Annotated in this window: 18 protein-coding genes; 11 read left to right on the top strand and 7 right to left on the bottom strand. The window is 61.6% G+C overall.

Annotation, left to right across the window (positions count from 1 at the left end; all coding sequences use genetic code 11):
- Positions 1 to 111: 111 nt before the first annotated feature.
- Together gloA and CTATCC11996_RS18765 are read left to right on the top strand one after the other, a co-directional pair.
- Positions 112 to 528, top strand: a complete 417-nt coding sequence (gene gloA, locus CTATCC11996_RS18760; protein WP_003079160.1) for a lactoylglutathione lyase — start codon at positions 112 to 114, stop codon at positions 526 to 528.
- A 146-nt stretch (positions 529 to 674) separates the two neighbouring features.
- Entirely contained in the window at positions 675 to 1202 is a 528-nt protein-coding gene (locus CTATCC11996_RS18765; RefSeq protein WP_003079162.1) for a nuclear transport factor 2 family protein, read from the top strand.
- Positions 1203 to 1280: 78 nt separating this feature from the next.
- On the opposite strand, the gene CTATCC11996_RS18770 is transcribed toward CTATCC11996_RS18765, so the two are convergent.
- Positions 1281 to 1805, bottom strand: a complete 525-nt coding sequence (locus CTATCC11996_RS18770) for an OmpA family protein (RefSeq protein WP_003079164.1) — start codon at positions 1803 to 1805, stop codon at positions 1281 to 1283.
- Between the two features lie 301 nt (positions 1806 to 2106).
- Between CTATCC11996_RS18770 and CTATCC11996_RS18775 the strand changes: the two genes are divergently transcribed.
- Together CTATCC11996_RS18775 and CTATCC11996_RS18780 are read left to right on the top strand one after the other, a co-directional pair.
- Positions 2107 to 2736, top strand: a complete 630-nt coding sequence (locus tag CTATCC11996_RS18775) for a gamma-glutamylcyclotransferase (protein WP_003079166.1) — start codon at positions 2107 to 2109, stop codon at positions 2734 to 2736.
- A 102-nt stretch (positions 2737 to 2838) separates the two neighbouring features.
- Complete coding sequence (locus CTATCC11996_RS18780; RefSeq protein ID WP_003079167.1) at positions 2839 to 3450, top strand: superoxide dismutase family protein; 612 nt, start codon at positions 2839 to 2841, stop codon at positions 3448 to 3450.
- Between the two features lie 142 nt (positions 3451 to 3592).
- On the opposite strand, the gene CTATCC11996_RS18785 is transcribed toward CTATCC11996_RS18780, so the two are convergent.
- The gene (locus CTATCC11996_RS18785; RefSeq protein WP_042438040.1) at positions 3593 to 4225 is read right to left on the bottom strand and encodes a nucleotidyltransferase family protein; all 633 of its coding nucleotides are present in this window, start codon (positions 4223 to 4225) and stop codon (positions 3593 to 3595) included.
- A 34-nt stretch (positions 4226 to 4259) separates the two neighbouring features.
- Here CTATCC11996_RS18785 and pdxH point away from each other — a divergent pair, with 34 nt between their 5' ends.
- A complete protein-coding gene (pdxH, locus tag CTATCC11996_RS18790; RefSeq protein WP_003079171.1) occupies positions 4260 to 4907 on the top strand; it encodes a pyridoxamine 5'-phosphate oxidase in 648 nt (215 codons plus the stop codon).
- Positions 4908 to 5043: 136 nt separating this feature from the next.
- Positions 5044 to 6123: a tyrosine-type recombinase/integrase gene (locus CTATCC11996_RS18795; RefSeq protein WP_003079173.1), complete on the top strand. Its 1080-nt coding sequence runs from the start codon at positions 5044 to 5046 to the stop codon at positions 6121 to 6123.
- 61 nt (positions 6124 to 6184) lie between these two features.
- Here CTATCC11996_RS18795 and CTATCC11996_RS18800 read toward each other — a convergent pair whose 3' ends face one another.
- The 3 genes from CTATCC11996_RS18800 to msrA form a co-directional block, all read right to left on the bottom strand.
- Positions 6185 to 8320 (bottom strand): TonB-dependent receptor domain-containing protein, encoded by a 2136-nt coding sequence (locus CTATCC11996_RS18800; RefSeq protein WP_003079176.1) that lies wholly within the window; start codon positions 8318 to 8320, stop codon positions 6185 to 6187.
- A 160-nt stretch (positions 8321 to 8480) separates the two neighbouring features.
- Positions 8481 to 8906 (bottom strand): hypothetical protein, encoded by a 426-nt coding sequence (locus CTATCC11996_RS18805; RefSeq protein WP_003079178.1) that lies wholly within the window; start codon positions 8904 to 8906, stop codon positions 8481 to 8483.
- 172 nt (positions 8907 to 9078) lie between these two features.
- On the bottom strand, positions 9079 to 9615 hold the full coding sequence (gene msrA, locus CTATCC11996_RS18810; RefSeq protein WP_003079180.1) for a peptide-methionine (S)-S-oxide reductase MsrA: 537 nt from the start codon (positions 9613 to 9615) through the stop codon (positions 9079 to 9081).
- Between the two features lie 197 nt (positions 9616 to 9812).
- Here msrA and CTATCC11996_RS18815 point away from each other — a divergent pair, with 197 nt between their 5' ends.
- The 5 genes from CTATCC11996_RS18815 (at position 9813) to CTATCC11996_RS18835 (ending at position 17092) form a co-directional block, all read left to right on the top strand.
- The gene (locus tag CTATCC11996_RS18815; RefSeq protein WP_003079182.1) at positions 9813 to 11099 is read left to right on the top strand and encodes an efflux RND transporter periplasmic adaptor subunit; all 1287 of its coding nucleotides are present in this window, start codon (positions 9813 to 9815) and stop codon (positions 11097 to 11099) included.
- On the top strand, positions 11100 to 14354 hold the full coding sequence (locus CTATCC11996_RS18820) for an efflux RND transporter permease subunit (RefSeq protein WP_003079183.1): 3255 nt from the start codon (positions 11100 to 11102) through the stop codon (positions 14352 to 14354). It abuts the gene before it with no gap.
- Between the two features lie 22 nt (positions 14355 to 14376).
- The gene (locus tag CTATCC11996_RS18825; RefSeq protein ID WP_034349621.1) at positions 14377 to 15087 is read left to right on the top strand and encodes a protein-L-isoaspartate O-methyltransferase family protein; all 711 of its coding nucleotides are present in this window, start codon (positions 14377 to 14379) and stop codon (positions 15085 to 15087) included.
- 116 nt (positions 15088 to 15203) lie between these two features.
- The gene (locus CTATCC11996_RS18830; RefSeq protein WP_003079187.1) at positions 15204 to 15551 is read left to right on the top strand and encodes a rhodanese-like domain-containing protein; all 348 of its coding nucleotides are present in this window, start codon (positions 15204 to 15206) and stop codon (positions 15549 to 15551) included.
- A gap of 83 nt (positions 15552 to 15634) precedes the next feature.
- Entirely contained in the window at positions 15635 to 17092 is a 1458-nt protein-coding gene (locus tag CTATCC11996_RS18835) for a TolC family outer membrane protein (RefSeq protein ID WP_003079189.1), read from the top strand.
- 134 nt (positions 17093 to 17226) lie between these two features.
- Here the strand turns inward: CTATCC11996_RS18835 and CTATCC11996_RS18840 are convergent, their stop codons facing one another.
- Both CTATCC11996_RS18840 and CTATCC11996_RS18845 read right to left on the bottom strand, forming a co-directional pair.
- A complete protein-coding gene (locus CTATCC11996_RS18840; protein ID WP_003079191.1) occupies positions 17227 to 18528 on the bottom strand; it encodes a 3-deoxy-D-manno-octulosonic acid transferase in 1302 nt (433 codons plus the stop codon).
- A 17-nt stretch (positions 18529 to 18545) separates the two neighbouring features.
- A complete protein-coding gene (locus CTATCC11996_RS18845; protein ID WP_003079192.1) occupies positions 18546 to 19934 on the bottom strand; it encodes a phosphomannomutase/phosphoglucomutase in 1389 nt (462 codons plus the stop codon).
- Positions 19935 to 20025: the final 91 nt, after the last annotated feature.

The following is a 20025-nucleotide window of genomic DNA, read 5'->3' on the forward strand; positions in this document are numbered from 1 at the left end:
CCGGCTTCAACCTTGCAGCGCGGCTGCAATCCACGAGCAGGCCAAATTTATCGACAAGAGCTGCCAAGCCTATGCATACGCAGCTCCGAACCTGCTGGCAAAATGGTGACCATGCGATTCCTCCACACGATGTTGCGCGTTGGCAATCTCCAGCGCTCTATTGACTTCTACACCAACGTCATCGGCATGCAACTGCTGCGCAAGTCCGAGAACCCCGAGTACAAGTACTCGTTGGCCTTTCTTGGCTTCGAAGGTGGTAACCCGGGTCAGGCGGAAATTGAGCTGACTTACAACTGGGGAACCGAGAGCTATGACATGGGCACGGCTTACGGTCATATTGCCCTGGGTGTGCCCGATGCCTATGCAGCCTGCGAGAAGATCAAGGCGGCCGGCGGTAATGTGACCCGTGAAGCAGGTCCCGTCAAAGGCGGCAGTACCGTGATTGCTTTTGTGACGGATCCCGACGGCTACAAGATTGAATTGATTCAACGCAAAGACGACCTGGGCACCGGCACCGGTCTGCGCTGATTCTTTTTCTCCAGATTCCTGGACCGAGCGGCACATGAGTGCCGCTTTTTTTTGCCTGAACGGCCTACCTATCGTCCAAACATGGGTTTGCAGGCATTGGCCGGCATTCCAGACTCGGTACTCCAACACCAATCAGGAGACAGGCAATGAGTGACTCGGTTCTGGAGCAGCTCCAGCAGCGTTTGCAGCATCTTGAGGATATTCAGTCGATACAGGCTTTGAAGGCTCGGTACTTGCGAGCCTGTGATCAGAAGCAGCCGAACGCCATGCGTGAGTGCTTTGTGGAGCATGGTGCAGCCATCGAAGCCGATGGCTTTCCGTCTTTTACGGATCGAGAAGAATGGGTTGAAACCTTCACCAGACTGGCAGTTGCCAATCCGTCCATCCAGGACATGCACCACGGCCACAACCCTCAGATCAGCTTTACGGGAGCTGATAGTGCAAAAGGCTTGTGGGATCTGGAGTTCTGCCAGGTCAATGTCAAGGAACGCACCATCGTCAACCTCTCAGGTCAGTACAGCGATGAGTACGAGCGCATCAACGGGTGCTGGCAGATCCGTTCCATGCGCTTTGCGCGGAGATCGTTTGTCATGCGCCAGGTCGATGCGACAGGTATTGAAAGAGTCATTGCCCTGGGCAAGCCTCCAGCAGCTGGATTCATTGAAAACAACTGATCCTTGCTCTGCTGCAAATACCAAAAAGCCCGATACAGCGAATGCCATATCGGGCTTTGTGCAAGAGAACTGGGTTTATCAGTCGGCCAGAATCACTTCCACACGGCGAGCTTCGGCATTGGAGCCGTCGGCCTGAGATTGCTCGGGCTTCTTCAGCTCGACCTTGTCTTCTGCCACGCCCAGTGCCACCAAAGCGGCCTGGACCGCTTGCGCACGCTGCTTGGCCAGCTCGGCATTGATTTCAGCACTGCCGGTTGCATCATGGAAACCGGAGATCACGGCGCGCTTGCCTTCAGCCACGCCCTTGACCACGTCGCTCAGCGCTTCGTTGGCGCCAGCGGCCACTTCCGCCTTGCCCGAGACAAAGTAGAACTTGACCACACCGTTTTCCACGATCACGCGGGCAGCCTCTTCAACCACCACCACAGGCACGTTGGTCGCGCTGGGTGCGGACACGGCGGCTTCAGCCTTGGGAGCATGGGAAATGCCACGCTTGTAGACGACGGTGCCGACGACGGTGGAGACAACCAGAGCGATCAGGGCAAACAGAAAACCCAGGGCAAAGCGTTGTTGGCTATCGTCGTCAGAGCTGTTGAAGGACATGAATGAAATCTCCGTATTTGCGGGTGATTATGAAAGTACGAAACCTGTATTCATGACACTTTGCGGCCCGACTACATGCTTCGGGCTGACAAAGCGACAAAACCACGCATTCTAGAGGTTTGCCGTGAAACGCCCTAACGGCCGCCTTCACGGCAATCGCAAAAAAGATTCAAATTTCAGCTGCTTCAGAGCGGGAAAGCGTTGCTTTTACGCCTTCGTGCGTGCACAGGTACACCGATGGCGCGTCCGCGCGTTATATATCAAAGTCAATTCAGCTCTGAATCCGGTTTGAGGAGTTTCCATGTCCGCCCTGCCTTTGTTGAATCATTCCATGCGTGATGCTGACCAGATGCTGGAGCGGGCTCTGGTGCAGTGGGGAGGTGACGAGGATTTGTGGATTTTTGGTTATGGCTCCCTGATCTGGCGCCCCGAATTTGACTTCAGCGAACGCCGTTCGGCCCATGTTCATGGCTGGCATCGTGCTCTCAAAATGTGGAGCACCATCAACCGTGGCACGCCGCAGGTGCCAGGCCTGGTGTTTGGCATGCTCTCGGGCGGCAGCTGCCAGGGCATGGCCTTCCGTATTCCTCGAAATCAGGGCGATACCGTCATGCGCAAGCTCTGGCTGCGTGAGATGCCCAATGCCGTCTATGACCCGCGCTGGCTGCCTTGCCGCACCCCGCATGGGGCTGTGAAGGCCCTCGCATTCACGCTCTCGCGCCAAAGCCCGCACCATACCGGCGAGCTGGCGCCGGATGAATACCGGCGCATCTTCTCTGAGGCCCAGGGCATATACGGCACGACACTGGACTACGCCCAGGCCACTTTTGACGAGCTGCAACGGCTGGGCATCGACGACAAGGCGCTCAAGCGCCTGCTGGCCTATGCGGACTTCCAGCAAGCCAGGTGCTCAGCTCTTGCTGCTATTTGAAACGTAGCTAACATCGCTCTGCAGTATTGGGCTACAAGGCAAAAATGCTTGAAATTCTGACGATCCGGGGCACAATGGCCTTTTGATTTCGGAAAGACTGCCATGCTCCCTAACCGTGTTGCCGCCCTCTTTTCGCGCCCAGCCTGGACAGGTCTGGCGCTTGCTGCAAGCTTGGCCGTGACGGCCTGCTCCACGACCAGCAACACGGCCGCGCCCTCTTCTTCGGAGACAGCCCCTACAGCAACTCCCAGCAAAGGCGTGCAATCGATTGCACGTCTGGAAGCCACCAAGGGCAGCCAGGTAACGGGCACGGTGCAGTTCTTCCCACAGCCCGATGGCAGCGTTCGAGTACAGGGCCGCGTGGAAGGGCTGGCGCCGAACAGCGAGCATGGCTTTCATGTCCATGAAAAAGGCGACTGCTCCAGCGGCGACGGCTTGAGCGCCGGCGGCCACTTCAACCCTGGACAACAGGCGCATGGCAAATTCGGCGACAGCAAGGCCCATCACATCGGTGACCTGCCCAGCCTTGACGCCGATACCCAAGGCGTGGCAACTATCGATTTTGTGAGCAAGGAGTTCAAACTGGACAGAGGCGGCAACGGCATTCTGGGTCGGTCGCTGATCGTGCACAACGATCCGGATGACTACACGACCCAGCCTACCGGCAATTCAGGCGCGCGCCTGGCTTGTGCCGTAATCGAGCGCGGCGCGTAAAGCCGTCGCTCTCGCATGGAAAGAGCCGCGAACGCGCGCCAGCAAGACAAGGTCTGATGGTCGACCAAGCCTTGATCGAGACACAGCGACAAACCTGGACGAGCTCGGCAAAGTCAATGGTTGTCGAGTCCTAGCCCCTCCTTCAGGGGCTTTTTGACGACCGTGAATTGCGGTCATGCCAGATCTTGCGCGCTTCCTCCAAGGCCTGCACGGTGTCCACATCGAGCACACAGCCTATGTCGTCGCAGTCCCAGCGTTGCAGACGCTGATTCTTTGCCGCATTGCGCACGATGGAGGCCGCGCCCTGATCGCCGCTCAGCAGGGCGAGTGCCTGAGCTGCCGCCCGGCTAAAAGCCACTGGATGGCCCTTCCGCCCCTGGTAGAAGGGTTGAATCACATGCAGCTCACGGCTATCCAGCCGCGTTAGCTGCAAGGCCAACTCGTGTAGCGTAGCGGCCTGAACCAAAGGCAAATCTGCTGGCAGGATCAGCCAGCCTTTGGCGCCGGCTGTGGCCTTGACGGCAGCCGCAATGCTGTCGCTCATGCCGGGATGCGGCCCGCATTCCAGATGCCATGGAAGGCCAGAGGCCTGCACTGCAGCCAGAGTAGTTTGCAAAACGGTTTGCTGGCCCAGCATGGCCTGGAGCTTGTGGCTGGAGCCGCCCGATGCGAGAAAACGCTCTCCCCTGCCCGCAGCGAGAACCAGCACACAAGGTCGCTCCGGATCAACCATGGGAGCGGGCAAAACTTCTTGATTCATATTGCTGTCGAGCATAACGCCGGCTTTGGCTGCGCGGCACAATGTGAACATGAGCAGCCTATCTTCATCCATTGCCGATCTGCGCAAAAGCTATGAACGCGCAGAGCTGAGCGAATCCGCTTCCAACCAGAATCCCCTGCAGCAGTTCGACCAATGGCTGCAGGAAGCCGTGAGAGCCCAGGTACCCGAGCCCAATGCCATGACTGTGGCGACCGTGAGCGGCGACCTGCGCCCCAGCACGCGCATCGTGCTGATCAAAGGCTATGACGCGCGTGGCATTGTCTGGTACACCAACTACGACAGCCGAAAAGGTCAGCAACTGGCGGGCAATCCATTCGCTGCCCTGCAATTTCACTGGGTGGAGCTGGAGCGTGTGGTGCGCATCGAAGGTCGTGTGGAAAAAGTCAGCGCCGAGGAAAGCGATGCCTACTTTGCCAGCCGCCCGCTGGATTCCAGGATCGGAGCATGGGCCAGTCCACAAAGCCAGGTCATCAGCGGTCGCAGCGTGCTGGTGGCCAATGCCGCCAAATACAGTGCGCAGTTTTTGCTCAATCCTCCCCGGCCTCCCCACTGGGGCGGTTATCGTCTGGTGCCCGAGCGCTGGGAATTCTGGCAGGGGCGCAAGAGCCGGCTGCATGACCGCCTGAGCTACCGCCAAGAAGGTCAGCACTGGATTCGTGAGCGACTGGCGCCCTGAGTTATCCGTCATGAAAATGTGAGGGCGCTGCGACAGAAAGCGCCCTCTTCGCTGTTTACTTCAGGCTTGTGGTTAAGTGAATATATTTTTGTGGGTAGCAATAACTAATTCATGTAAGTTACATTAAACTCATCACATGCAAGACAGAAACATTCCGGATCAGCAGCCTCCAGATCCATCCACACTGCCAACTGGAAGCCAGCTGTTTCGCGCCTGGCTCGAGCATGAGGGCAGCAAGAGCTGGGATGCGCTGGACACCTCTCCAGACGGTAACTATGAAAAGGTCTGGCAGGCCTGGTTGATGCATCTGTCCGGACAGGCTGCTATCGCAGGCAAGCAGCGCCCTGCCCGCAGGCCGCGTTCTTCAAAGTCCTGGCATCAGGCAACCGAGCTGGATGTGCAGAGTTTCTTGCAGATACGCGATGGCCAACGTGCGCACCACCACCCCGAGCGCAAGATCAGCCCGGTCACCCGCCGCCGCTACTGGCGGCTGCTGGAGCGTATCTACGACCATGCGATGGAGCACGGCTGGATCAGCACCAACCCCGCAACCGGTCTTGAACCAGCCGAACGCCCCCCCTCGGAAGACGGCAAGGGCCATTGCCTGCCTCCCCTGCTCTGGCAGTCACTGCCAAGGCACTTTCCCAGCGCCGACGGTTATCAGGACGCACGCGACCGCGCCATTGTGCTGCTGCTCTACGAGATGGCTCTGGCCCCCGAAGAGGTGCGCTGCCTGCTATGGAAGAACCTGCTTTCAAGCGCAAATCAGGTCTGGGTTGGCAGCTCGGAGAGCATTGCGAATGGAGAGTCGCCCCTGCCCCGCTATCTGCAGATAGAAGGCGGCAGAAATGCTCAGCAAAGGCTGCTTGAGCTGCCCGACTCTGTGGCCCAGGCCTTGCAAAGCTGGAGAAGATTCAGCGCCGCACAGCGCGGGCCGTCGGTGATCGACGGCGACCACATCGTCTTCTATTCGCGCCGTGGCGGCGAGTTGTCGGTACGCATGCTGTTCCATGTGGCCTCGCAGATCATTCAGCGCGCTCATAATGCCCAGCCCGAGGACAGCCAGAAATTTCCGCTGCAGCGCGTGGGGCCGCAGGTCTTGCGCAACACGGCCATCGTGCAATGGCTGCGCGCCGGCGTGCCCGAATCGGAAGTGATTGCCAGGATAGGCGTGGACAGCACTCGTTCCCTGCGCCATCTGCAGCACTATCTATAGCCATGGCATCCAGCCCAGGGCAAACCTGGGCAGGATGTCATTTAGCTCACAAAGAGCTGCTTCAGAAGTCCATTCTCAGACCGACCACCAGATTACGACCCGTCAAAGGTGCAGCACTCTTGATGAACGAGGTTGCAGCGTAGGCCAGACGGTTGGTGAGATTCTGGCCCTTGACATAGAACTGCCACTGGTTGCCACCACTCTTCCAGAGGTAGCTGGCGCCCAGGTTCAGCATGCCGTAGCCCGGCGTCTGGGTTTCGTACTGGGCCGTGCGATTCTGGCGCAGCACCTGGGTCCATTCAGCCATGGTGTCCCAGCCGGCCAGACGCGCGTTCACACGCAAGCCGGCACGCAATGCCGGAATGCGTGGCAGCGCAGAGCCGTCTTCCAGACGCGCACGCACGCCGTCGCCAAACACACTCAGGCTCAACTCGCGACTCAGGCGCTGGCTCAGCTGAGCCTCCCAACCCGTAAAGCGCGCATTGCCCTGGGTGTATTGCAGCAGCTGCAGCCCTTCGTGGGCATCCAGCGTGGCGCCGTAGATATAGCCCTTGATGCGGTAGTGATAGGCATTGAGCTTCCAGGTCGTATCACCGGCCGTCTTGGCCAGGCCCAGGTCCAGCGCCTGCGAGCGCTCGCGGGACAGATTGGGATTGCCGATCTCGTAGGTTGCCGTGGCCATGTGCAGACCGTTGGCAAACAGCTCTTCGGCCGTGGGCATGCGGCTGCCGCTGGTGAACGAAGCCGATGCACTGTAGCCGGGCTGGAACTTCCAGACCGTGCCCAGCGACGCCGAAGTCGCGCTATGGCTGCGACGCTCGTTGCTCAACTCTGCCTCCACACGCTGGCGGTCGTGACGCAAGGCCCCTTGAAAGCTCCAATCCTGCCAGCGGTATTCCTCCAGCAGATAGAGGCTGTGGCGCTGGGTGTCCGTGGGCTGCACATAGGCCTCTTCGCCCGTGGCGCTGAAGCGGCGCTTGAGGGTCTGCAGACCCAGCGTGCCACGCCAGCCGGCGATGGGTTCATGCTCCATCTCCAGGCGCAGGTCATGGGCCTTGTTTCTGAACTGGGTGGCCACGCTGCCGTCCTCGATCTCGTCGTGACGGTAATTGGTCAGGCCACCGCGCAGACGCAGCGCGGCAATGCCGGCGGTGGGCTTGCGCCATTCGCCACGCAGATCCCAGCGCTCGCTGGTCAGATCGACCACGGGCACGCTGCCGCTTTCCTCATGATCATGGTCGTGGTCGTGCCCGTCATGGGAGCCGCAATGCAGATGATCGCCATGTGCGTGGCAGCCTTCGAAGCTGTGCTGATGGCCGGGCAAGCCGTATTTGGCTTGCTGGCGCGTGTAGGCCAGGCCCAGATAGCCCTGATTGCCAACCCAGGAAAGACCCACGCTGCCCGTGTTGCCGCGGCTGAAGCTGCCCGGAACCTTGCTCTGGCCCCAGCCGCTGCCCACGCGATAGTCTCCCGCGTTGCGCGCCACGCCTTCGGCATGCAGCACCAACTGGCCGTTATCGTTCTTCAGCGGTGTGGCCGCGGTCAGGGAGAACGCACCTGCCGACATGCCTGCAGCTGTGCCAGCCTGCACCTCGGCCGAACCTTCCAGGCCCTTCTCGGGCGCCTGGGTCGGAATCTTGCCGTCCAGCACATTCACCACGCCACCCATGGCGCCAGGGCTGTAAAGCAAGGCCGAAGGGCCGCGCAGCACTTCGATCTGCCGGGCCAGCAAAGGCTCGGTGGTCACCGCATGGTCGGGGCTGACGGTCGATGCGTCGAGCAACTCCGAGCCATCGCTGAGCACGGAGACCCGTGCACCATCCATGCCGCGAATCACCGGGCGGCTGGCTCCCGCACCGAAATGGCTGGCATTGATGCCGGGCTCGGCCGCCAGGGTCTCGCCCAGGGTTGCAGCGCGGCGCAGGCGCAGCTCCTCTTCGCCGAGCACCTGAACGGGCGTAGCCATATCGCCGGCGGCCATGCCGGTCGCCGAAACGGTCACCTCAGCCAGGCTGGACTCCTGCTTGGCCGCATCGGACTGCGCAAAGGCCAGGGGTGAACAGGCCAGCAGGCCCAGGCCTGTGCCCAGGGCCAGTCCGCGCCCTGCCGGCTGCAGCGCCTCGATGGCGCGGGCCAGAGCCGACTTGGGAGAGCGGCGCAAGGAATGGGCGGAAGAATTCGAAAAACGTTGAGACATCTCAGTTCCACAAACAACCGTGCGCACGCAGACGATCAAAGAAAGTACGCACGGATATTCAATAAAAACAGCCTTAATCGCTTATCTATAAAGCGCTTATAGCTATCAATTCTGAAGTTTCTGGCCTGGGCGGCAAGCCATGCCGCAGTATGGCTCTTACCTAGGCCAGGGAGCTGAGAGACAGAGGGGGCGCGCGTGCAGCCAGCGGCGCTGCAATAAAGACGGATCTGGGCGCGGGAGCAAAAGGCCGGGGGATGAAGCTGTCCGGTGGCGGCGCACTGAAAGCAAGCACGGCCACAGGCCCGGCATAGCCGTGATTGGCCTGGTCCAGCAGCTGGCATTCTGCCGGTCCATGACCGGCAAACAGCGCATGCACCCAGGACAGGTCCGAGGCGCAGTTGCTGCGGTCGGCCTGGCAATCTCCCGCCACTTCGGCAGAGGCTGCCGATAGCGCGGGTGCCGCATGGCTGTGCGCCGCATAGATCTTGCCCCCGGGCGAGCTGCCCAGGTGAACAGCACGGTGCATCTGGCCCAGCGTCGGCCCCAGCACCATGGCCAGGGCCAGCAGGCCCATCAGCCAGCGCATCACCCAGATTTCGCGCAGACACAGACGACCGTCAGCAGGGGCTGAGCGGGTGGGTCGACGCAGATGGGAGTGAAGTGACACGTTATGGAGCTAGTTCAGCCTCGGACGGTGCGAAAGCGGCCAAGGGTTGCAGAGTGTATCTGCACTCCGGGCCATACGCTGACAGACTGGCTTAATCCTTGAGCCAGCGTGAAAACGCTTTCTGGAACTTCTGCACCTTGGGGCCCACCACGAAAGCGCAGTACCCCTGGCCGGGGTGCTGCAGAAAATAGTCCTGGTGATAGTCTTCGGCAGGCCAGTAATTGGTCAGGGGCTCGATCTGAGTGACCATGGGCGCATCAAATGCTTTTTCGTTCTGCATTTCCTGCAGCAATGCCTGTGCCTCGGCCGTTTGCTGCGCGTCGGTGGTGAAGATCGCGCTGCGGTACTGCGTGCCCACGTCGTTGCCCTGGCGGTTCAGTGTGGTCGGATCATGGGTGCCGAAGAAGATCAGCAACACATCGCGCAGGCTGATGACCGCGGGGTCGAACTCAAGCTTCACCACCTCGGCATGGCCGGTCTGTCCGGTACAGATATCGTCGTAGCTGGGATGATCCAGGTGGCCATTGGCATAGCCGCTCTGCACATCGACAATGCCGCGCACACGGTCGAATACGGCTTCAGTGCACCAGAAGCAACCTCCGCCCAGATAAATGGTTTCCGCTGCCATCACCGGCTCCTCGTTTTTAAGACGCGTCAAGCGTAGCTCAAATCAACTACCCATTTTCACCAATGACAGCGATTGCCGCCCCGCTATGCTGCAGGGCGCCCACTACACTGCTTGCTGCTTTGCAATACAAGCCGTTTACGGCGCACCTACCATGTGGCGCATAGAACAGAAAAACCTGCCTCAGAGGGATACACACCATGAAGCGTTCCGGCCGTTGGGCCTTGAGTCTGGCCCTCATCGGCTTGCTGGTCGTCCTAGGCTGGCGCGCAGTCGTCAATCTGCAGCATAAAAAACAGGCCGCGAACCATGCTGCGGCTCCGCAGGAGCTGCCCATACAACTGGCTGCCCAGGAGGTTCTGACGGCCCAGCCCCTTCAGCTTGCTTTGAGTGTTCCGCTCAACGGTGTGGTTCAGGCGGTGAACTCGGCCGTGGTCAAGGCTTATGTCGCGGGCGAGCTGCGCGGCCTGACGGTGCGCGAAGGCGATAGCGTTCGCAAGGGCGAGCAGCTGGCGCGCGTCGATGCCACGGAGGCCGAGGCACGCTGGCGCCAGGCCCAGCAGCAGGCCGACGCTTCCAGAGCCCAGCTGGCGATTGCCCAGCGCAATCAGGACAACAATGCAGCCCTGGTACAAAAAGGCTTTATCTCCACCACGGCGCTGCTGACCTCTCAGGCCAACCTGGATTCGGCCCGCGCCAATCTGGCCGCAGCCCAGGCCGCCGCCGATGCGGCCCGCAAGTCCGTCACCGACGCCGTCATCACCAGCCCCATGAACGGACAGATCGCCCAGCGCTTTGTCCAGAACGGCGAGCGCGTCGGTGTGGAAGCGCGCATCGTCGAAGTCGTCGACCCAGCCAAGCTGGAAATCATGGCCCAGCTCGCACCCGCAGATTCGGTACAGGTCCAGGTCGGCCAGATGGCCGAGCTGCAAGTGCCCGGAGCCCCCCAGGATATGACCGCCATCAGCGCCAAGGTGGCGCGCATCAATCCCAGCGCCCAGACCGGCTCGCGCACCGTGGCCGCCTATCTGGCGGTACAAGAGAATGAGGCCGCCAAGAACAATAACAGCCAGCGCGCGCCCCAGTTGCGCCCCGGCCTCTTCTTGCAGGGAAGCATAACGACCGGCAAGGACAGCCAGTTGGCCGTGCCTCTGGCCGCCGTGCGCACCGACAAGCCCCTGCCCTATGTGCAAGTGCTGCAAGCCGGCAAGCCGGCCGTGGCCGCAGTTGCACCGGAGCGTGCCCAGGATATGGCCGGCCGCACAGAGCTTCGCGTGATCCACAAGACCGTGGAACTGGGGCGCCAGTCCGCCCATGAAGGCGCAACCTGGGTGCAGATACTCAAGGGCCTGAATGCGGGCGACCGAGTACTGGCCGGCAGCACCGGCGGTCTGCGCGAAGGCACGCTGGTTGAAGCGTCAAGCCCGGCTGCGGTTGCTGCCCAAGGCGCCAAGGCGGCGGATGCAGATCGCCCCGGGAGCCCATAAATGTGGTTCACGCGCATCAGTCTGAAAAACCCGGTGCTGGCCACCATGCTCATGCTGGCCTTTGTGGTGCTGGGCGTTTTTTCCTACCAGCGGCTCAAGGTCGACCAGTTCCCGAACATCGAATTTCCCGTGGTAGTGGTCACGGTCGAGTATCCGGGAGCCTCGCCCGAAATCGTGGAGAGCGAGGTCACCAAGAAGATCGAGGAGGCCGTCAACTCGGTCGCCGGCATCAATGCTCTGACCTCACGCAGCTATGAAGGCACCAGCGTCGTCATCATCGAGTTCCAGCTGCATATAGACGGGCGCCGCGCTGCCGACGATGTGCGCGAGAAGGTCGCCTCGGTGCGCCCCACTCTGCGTGACGAGGTCAAGGAGCCGCGTGTCATCCGCTTCGACCCGGCCAGCACGGCGGTCTGGTCGCTGGCCGTGCTGCCAGACCCCCATGCCCTGCATGGCGAGACCGCCCCCGATGGCCAGAGCGTGACGCCGCCCGATGCGATTGCACTGACCAGCTGGGCAGATCAGGTGCTGAAAAAGCGGCTGGAGAACGTGCGAGGCGTGGGCGCCGTGAACATGGTGGGAGCCACCAAGCGGGAAGTCAATGTCTATCTGGACCCACGGGCGCTTGAGGCCTACTCCATCACCCCCGAGCAGGTTGCCCAGGCGGTGCGGGCCGAGAACCAGGATCTGCCTGTGGGTTCGATCCGCTCCAAGGCCCAGGAACGCGTGGTGCAGATCGATGCCCGCATTCAGCGCCCCGAGGAATTCGCCCGCATCATCGTGGCCCACCGCAATGGCGCTCCGATCCGCGTCGGCCAGCTGGCCCGCGTGCAGGACGATGCGCAGGAGCTGCAGACCCTGGCGCTGTACAACGGCAGCCGTACCCTGCTGATGTCCGTTCAAAAAGCCCAGGACGAAAACACCATCGAGGTGGTCGACGGCCTGAATGCAGCGATCAGGGCCATCGCCCCCGAGCTGCCGCCCGGCGTGCGCCTGCAGGCAATTGCCGACAACTCGCGCGCCATCCGCGTGGGCGTGGACAACGTGCGCCAGACACTGATCGAGGGTGCCTTGCTCACGGTGCTCATCGTGTTTCTGTTCCTGAACTCCTGGCGCTCCACGGTGATCACGGGACTGACACTGCCCATCGCGCTGATCGGCACCTTCCTTTTCATGTACTGGTTCGGCTTTTCCATCAATATGGTCACGCTGATGGCGCTCTCGCTGTGCGTGGGCCTGCTGATCGACGATGCCATCGTGGTGCGCGAGAACATCGTGCGCCATGTGCAGATGGGCAAGAACGCCTACCAGGCAGCCATGGAAGGCACGCAGGAGATCGGGCTGGCCGTGCTCGCCACCACGCTTTCCATCGTCGCCGTATTTCTGCCCATAGGCTTTATGGGCGGCATCATCGGGCAGTTCTTCCATGAGTTCGGCATCACCATCGTGGCAGCCGTGCTGATCTCCATGTTCGTCAGCTTCACGTTGGACCCCATGCTTTCCAGCGTCTGGCATGACCCGGCGATTCATGCCCATGGCGAGCATGGCAGCAAAAGCCTGTACGACCGCACGCTGGGGCGCGTGACGGCCTGGGTGGAGCGCATGAGCGATCGGCTCTCGGACTTCTATCAAGGCATTCTGCGCTGGTCGCTGGCTCACAAGCTGCTCACCCTGGCGCTGGCCTTCATTATTTTCATAGCAAGCATCGCTCTTGTTCCCTTGCTTGGTACCGAATTTGTACCCAAGGCGGACTTCTCGGAAACTTCGATCAGCTTCAACACCCCCGAAGGCTCCTCGATCGAAGCCACCGAAGCCAAGGCCAGGCAGGTGACGGACATATTGCGCGCCTTGCCCGAGGTGCGCTACACGCTGACCACCATCAACACCGGCAATGCCAACGGCAAGAACTACGCCAATATCTACGTGCGCCTGGTTGACCGCCACCAGCGCAGCCGCAATGTGGACGAGATTTCGGCCTATCTGCGCCCCAGACTGCAGGCGATCGCAGGCATCAAGCTCACCCATGTGGGCCTGCGCGAGGCCGTGGGCGGGCAAAAGCAGGTCGAGTTCTCGCTCATGGGCCCGGATCTGGACGAGCTGGCCCGCCTGAGCCAGATCGTGCAGGAGCGCATAACCGACATTCCGGGCCTGGTCGATCTGGACTCCAGCCTCAAGCCCAACAAGCCCATGGTCAATATCGAGGTCCATCGGGATGCCGCGGCCGATCTGGGCCTGTCGATAGGCAATATGGCCGGCGCGCTGCGCACCTGGGTGGCCGGCCAGACCGTGGGCAACTGGCGGGCCAGCGACGACCAGACCTATGACGTGAATGTGCGGCTCGAGCCCGAGGCGCGCACCACGCCGCAGGACCTGGAGCGGCTGCCGTTTGCACTGGCCACCGGAGATGGCGGCATGCGCATCGTGCGCCTCAACCAGGTTGCCAGCGTGGTGGACAGCACCGGCCCCAGCCAGATCAACCGCCGCAATCTCAACCGCGAGGTCGCCATCAACGCCAATGTCTATCTGCGCAGCACAGGCGAGGTCACGGCCGATATCAAGCAGGCGCTGGCCACCATTCCCATGCCGCCCGGCTACAGCTACCAGTTCAGCGGCGCGGCCAAGAACATGGCCGAATCCTTTGGCTACGCGATTTCCGCGCTGATGCTGGCGATCATCTTCATCTACATGATTCTGGCCAGCCAGTTCAAGAGCTTTCTCCAGCCCCTGGCTCTCATGACCTCGCTGCCCCTGACACTGATAGGCGTGGTGCTGGCCCTGATGATGTTCGGCTCGGCCCTGTCCATGTTCTCCATCATCGGCGTGGTCATGCTCATGGGGCTGGTGACCAAGAATGCCATTTTGCTGGTGGACTTTGCCATCCGCGCCCGCGAACCCCGCGTCAACGAGGTCAGCGGCCAGACCGAGCCGGGCCTGCCGCGCAACGAAGCGCTGCTGCTGGCGGCCCGCGTGCGCCTGCGCCCGATCCTGATGACCACGCTGGCCATGATCTTCGGCATGGTGCCGCTGGCGTTTGCCGTCACCGAAGGCTCCGAGCAGCGCGCCCCCATGGGTCAGGCCGTGATCGGCGGCGTCATCACTTCCTCGCTGCTGACCCTGGTCGTGGTGCCTGTGGTTTACTGCTATCTCGATGATTTTGCCAACTGGATACGCCGTAAATGGTCTGGCGCCCCCTCAAAAAGCGCTGAGCCGCCGCACGAAGCCTCCGAGGCTCGTAGAATCGATGGTTTGTCCTGATAAGTCTTTCCCCGGAGATACCATGGCCCTGCCAATGAATGCCCAAGTGGACCCGCGCGATGTGCACGCGCAGGCTCGTTTCAACATGATCGAACAGCAAATCCGTCCCTGGAATGTGCTGGACGAGTCCGTGCTGGAGCTGATGGGCAAGGTCCACCGTGAAGACTATGTGTCGCCCGAATACGCGAACATGGCCTATATGGACATTGAAGTCCCCCTGAAGGGCACTGCCGAAGAAGCTGCCGCCAAAGGCTGGCACATGCTGGCCCCCAGGATCGAAGCGCGCATGCTGCAAGACGTGAAGATCAAGCCCACCGACCGCGTGCTCGAGATCGGCACCGGCTCCGGCTACATGGCAGCCCTGCTGGCCGCCCAGGCCAAGGAAGTCGTGACGCTGGAGATCGACCCCGAGCTGGCCGAAATGGCCCGTGAGAATCTGCTCAGCGCCGGCGTCAAGAATGTCGAAGTCAAGCTGGCCAACGGTGCCACAGCTTCCCTGGCTCAGGGTGCGTTTGACGTGATCGTGCTCAGCGGCTCGGTGGCTCAGGTCCCCGACGCCCTTTACGCCCAGCTCAACGAAGGCGGCCGCATTGCAGCCATCGTCGGTCACATGCCCATGATGCGCTTCACGCTGGTGACCAAGAACGGCAACAACTTCGAAGTCCAGCAACCCTGGGATACCGCTGCCACACGCCTCGTGGGCTTTGAAGAGCCTTCGCGCTTCTCGTTCTAAACGCTTGTTGCGTTCGCCCTGCTTTATGCAACCGTCACTTCGGTGCATCCGGCAGGGCCTGTCTTTCAGTGTCAGGGCCGGCCCGCAGATTCGACGGCCGGCCGCCAGGAGTTTTTATGTTGACCCAGGTCTTGCCCGCCCAGTTCCAGCAATGGCTGGCTTCTCATGCCGCGAACGGCGTCAAGCCCGTAGTGCTGGATGTGCGCGAACCCTGGGAAGTCACCCTGGCCAGCATTCAGCCCGGTGAAGGCTTCGAGCTGCGTTGCATTCCCATGCACGATATCCCCGGCCGCCTGCAGGAGCTGGACCCCGACCACCCCGTCGCCTGCCTGTGCCACCATGGCGCACGCAGCATGAGCGTGGCCGCGTTTCTGCTCAACAACGGCTTTGAGGACGTCAGCAACATCACCGGCGGCATTGACGCCTGGTCGCTCAGCGCCGACCCGGGCGTTCCCCGTTATTGAAAGATTGCCGGGCCTATTGCTCGGACAATCCAGAGCTTTGTTGAGTTTTCCGTTGTGATCGAGACCGCCCAACCCTGACATCTATGACCAAGCTGCCCAGGCCCCTGCAAGCCCCCTCCGCCCACGCTCTGCGTGCCATTTCCTTGGGAGTTTTGCTGGCATGGGCCGGCGCTCAGACACAGGCCCAGACCTTGTCCGAGCTGGTAGCCCAGGCCCGCGGCTATGACGCTTCATGGCAGGCCCAACAAGCCGATGCGAGGGCTGCGGCCAGCCGCGCCGATCAGGCCCTGTCCGGGCTGCTGCCCAACGTGGGTCTGTCGGCGGGTGCCAACCGCACCCATGTGGACATCCATACCTCCGTGCCCCTACCCGGCATGGCCAGCAGCTTCAACAACACGCAGCAGAACGTGCAGCTCAGCGCCCAGCAGCCGCTGTACCGTCCTGCCAACAAGATTGCCTACGAGCAGGGGCAGCGCGGCGTGGATGTCGCCCAGGCTCAGCTGGATGCAGCTGCACAAAACCTGATCGTGCGTGTGGCCCAGGCTTATTTCGATGTACTGGCGGCCCAGGACAGCGTGCAGGTGGCTCAGTCGCAAAAGCAGGCCATCAGCACCCAGCTCGAGATGGCCAAGCGCAATTTCGAAGTCGGCACGGCCACCATCACCGATTCGCGCGAAGCCCAGTCCCGCTTCGATCTGGTCACGGCCCAGGAAATCGCTGCGCAAAATGACCTGCAGGTCAAGCGCGTGGCCCTGGATCAGCTCGTGGGCCGCGTCGGCATTCAGCCCACGCCGCTGGCTGCGCCGCTGACCTTGCCAAGGGTGGAGCCCGACAATATGCAAGTCTGGGTGGACAAGGCCCTGGCCGCCCAGCCCCAGTTGCGCCAGGCCCAACTGGCCCTGGACATCGCCCGACTGGACACGCAGAAGGCCGAGGCCGGCCACAAGCCCACCGTGGACCTGCAGGCCGGTTATGTGGTCAACCGTTATCCCAACGGCTCCATGACTCCATCCATTCCCCTGAGCTATCGCACCAACGCGGCCCAGATCGGCGTGGTCATGAACATGCCGCTGTTTGCGGGCTTTGCGGTTCAGAACCGCATCCGGGAAACCGTGGCGTTGGAGGAAAAAGCCCGTGCCCAACTCGACGATGCCCGCCGCAACGTGGAGCAGACTACGCGCACAGCCTTCCTCGGCGTGCAATCCGGCCAGGCCCAGGTCAAGGCGCTGGAAGCCGCGCTCGCTTCCAGCCAGAGTGCGCTGGAAGCCAACAAGATGGGTTATGAGGTTGGCGTGCGCATCAATATCGATGTGCTCAACGCCCAGAGTCAGGTCTACCAGACCGAGCGCGATCTGGCCAATGCGCGCTATCAGGTGTTACTTGGCCAGCTCAAGCTCAGGCAGGCTGCGGGCGTGCTGACAGATGATGATCTTCGCAGCATTGACAGCCTGACTTTGCCAGCGCCGGTCGTTCAAAAAGCCACGCCCCAAACACCCGCAGTACCTGCACAACCTGTAGCGCACCAACGCAAAGCACGTTAAGTAGCGAAACCGCCAGCTGGAACAACGGTGAAGCAATCGCTACTGAAACAATAGCTGTTAGCGCTTTATACAAACCATAATTTTGCTGTTTCTTATCTGAAATACTTGCTGAATCAGCGCAAGCAGCTCTTATTTCAGGAGTTCATCAGTCGCACAATCGCATCCGCCGTAGCACCGGCTGCGCCGCGATGCTGCGCCATGAAGTCATGTGCTTTGGCGCGGGCGGCTTCCAGGTCGGCACCGTTCTGAACCCAGGCCAGCGCATCCTGCACGGCCTGGGCCATATCGGCACTGCGAATGGCTGCACCGGCCTGCACGGCCAGCTCAGACGCCTGGCTGAAATTAAAGGTATGTGGCCCCAGAATCACAGGCGTGCCACAGGCCAGCGACTCAATCAGGTTCTGCCCGCCCAGAGGCTCAAAACTGCCGCCCATCAACGCCAGATGCGACATGGCGTAGTACAGCGGCATCTCGCCCAAGGAATCGCCCAGCCAGATAGCGTTGGCCAGCGCGGGTGGCTGCGCTCCCCACAGACTACGCCTTGATACCGCAAAGCCCGCATCCGCAATCTGCTGCGCCACTGCCTCAAAGCGCTGCGGATGGCGCGGCACGATCAGCCATTGCACAGCCTGCATTGCTTCCGGCTGACTTTTAAGCTGCCCCAGAAGCTGGGCTTCTTCACCCTCGCGGCTACTGGCAAAGAGCACGACGGGCTTGCTCAAGCGCTGCTTCCAGCTCGCAGCCAGACTCAGCAAATGCTCGTCGGGCTGCACATCAAATTTCAGATTGCCCAGCACGGCGCTGACCTGCGCGCCCACATTACGCAGGCGGCGCGCATCTTCCTCGCTCTGTGCCCAGACGGCTGCCAGTGCACCATAGGTTCGGCGCGAAATCGCCCCCATCTTGAGCGCCCCCGCTTCGGACTTGGCATTGAGCCGCGCGTTGGCCAGCACCAGGGGAATGCCTGCGTTGGCACAGCCTGCAATCAGATTGGGCCAGATCTCGGTTTCCATCAGCACACCCACGGCGGGGTGAAACTGCGCAATAAAGCGCTGCGTTGCACCCAGCGTGTCCCAAGGCAGCCAGACTTGAACATCGCCTGATTGGAGCAGCTTTGCGCCCTCTTCTCGCCCCGTCGCAGTGCTGTGCGTCAGCAGCAGACGCATAGCAGGCATGCGCTCGCGCAAGGCCTTGATCAGAATCGCGGCAGCTCGGGTCTCGCCCAGCGACACCGAATGAATCCACACCCATCGGCCGCGTCCATCGCGCCCCAGATCTGCGGGCTGGTAATGGCCGAAGCGTTCAGGCACGGCCACGCCGTAGCCTGGCTCAGCCAGCGCTCTGCGACGCAGCTTGCGCCGCAGCAGCGGCTGCACTGCCCAGGCCAACGCACTGAACAGCGCACGGGCAAAGCTCATGGGAGCCGGTTTGGCCATGCTTGAGGCTGCTTCGATCAGTGCGCAGAAGCGCCCACCTGGGCGTCAGGCTTGACGCGCTTGAGCAAAGCCAGCATCTGCGCTTCTATGCGCTGCAAGGCTTGCTGTGTATGGCCTTCAAAGCGCAGCACCAGCACCGGCGTGGTATTGCTGGCACGGATCAGACCAAAACCGTCAGCCCAGTCCACGCGCAGGCCGTCAATGGTGCTGACCCGGGCAGGTTCAGCAAACTCCGTGGCAGCGAGCGCCTGCAGCTCGGCCGCCAGACGATGGGGCTCGCCTTCGGCACAGGCCACATTGAGCTCTGGTGTAGAGAAGCTGGTGGGCAATGCGTTGAGCAGTGCGCTGGGGTCGGTTTCGCGGCTGACGATTTCGAGCAGACGGCAGCCGGCATAAGTGCCATCGTCAAAGCCGAACCAGCGCTCCTTGAAGAAGATATGGCCGCTCATCTCGCCACCCAGCGGCGCGCCCAGCTCCTTCATGCGAGCCTTGACCAGCGAATGGCCGGTCTTGTACATCACGGCCTTGCCGCCGGCAGCTTCGATCTCGGGGGCCAGACGCTGGGTGCACTTGACGTCGAACACGATGGAGCCGCCAGGCACGCGTGAAAGCACATCCTTGGCGAACAGCATCATCTGACGGTCGGGGAAGATGTTCTGGCCGTCCTTGGTCACAATGCCCAGGCGGTCGCCGTCACCGTCAAAGGCCAGACCCAGCTCGGCATCGCTTGTCTGCAGGGCCTGGATCACATCGCGCAGGTTCTCGGGCTTGCTGGGATCGGGATGATGATTGGGGAAGTTGCCGTCGACTTCGGAGAACAGCTCGATCACCTCGCAGCCCAGCTGACGGAAGATGGCGGGAGCCGATGCACCGGCCACGCCGTTGCCGCAGTCCACCACAATCTTCATGGGCCGCGCCAGCTTCACATCGCCCACGATGCGGGCGGTGTAATCGGCCAGCACATCGGCGCGGCTGATCTGTCCGGCACCGGTAATCGTCCAGTCCTCGGACTCCATGCGCGCGCGCAAGGCCTGGATTTCCTCGCCATAAATGGCTCGGCCTGCCAGCACCATCTTGAAGCCGTTGTAATCCTTGGGGTTGTGACTGCCCGTCACCTGAATGCCGCTGGTGCACAAGGTGGCGGCGGCAAAGTACAGCATGGGCGTGGTGGCCAGGCCGATGTCGATCACATTCACACCCACCTCGGTCAGGCCCTGCATCAACGCAGCCGACAACGCGGGACCCGACAGACGACCATCACGACCCACCGCCACGGCTTTTTCACCGGCAACCAGCGCTGCCATGCCGAATGCGCGGCCGATGCCACGGGCGACTTCTTCAGTCAGTGTCGACGGCACGATGCCGCGAATGTCGTAAGCCTTGAAGATGGAGGATGCAACTTGCACGACAGCTCTTTCTCGAAGTTTTTCTATTTCATAGCGCCAGGCAACGGACCGCGTGGCGTGATCGGGCGATTTTAGGCTGCAAACAGCAAGG

It is taken from the genome of Comamonas testosteroni ATCC 11996 (assembly GCF_000241525.1).
Taxonomy (GTDB): Bacteria; Pseudomonadota; Gammaproteobacteria; order Burkholderiales; family Burkholderiaceae_C; genus Comamonas; species Comamonas testosteroni.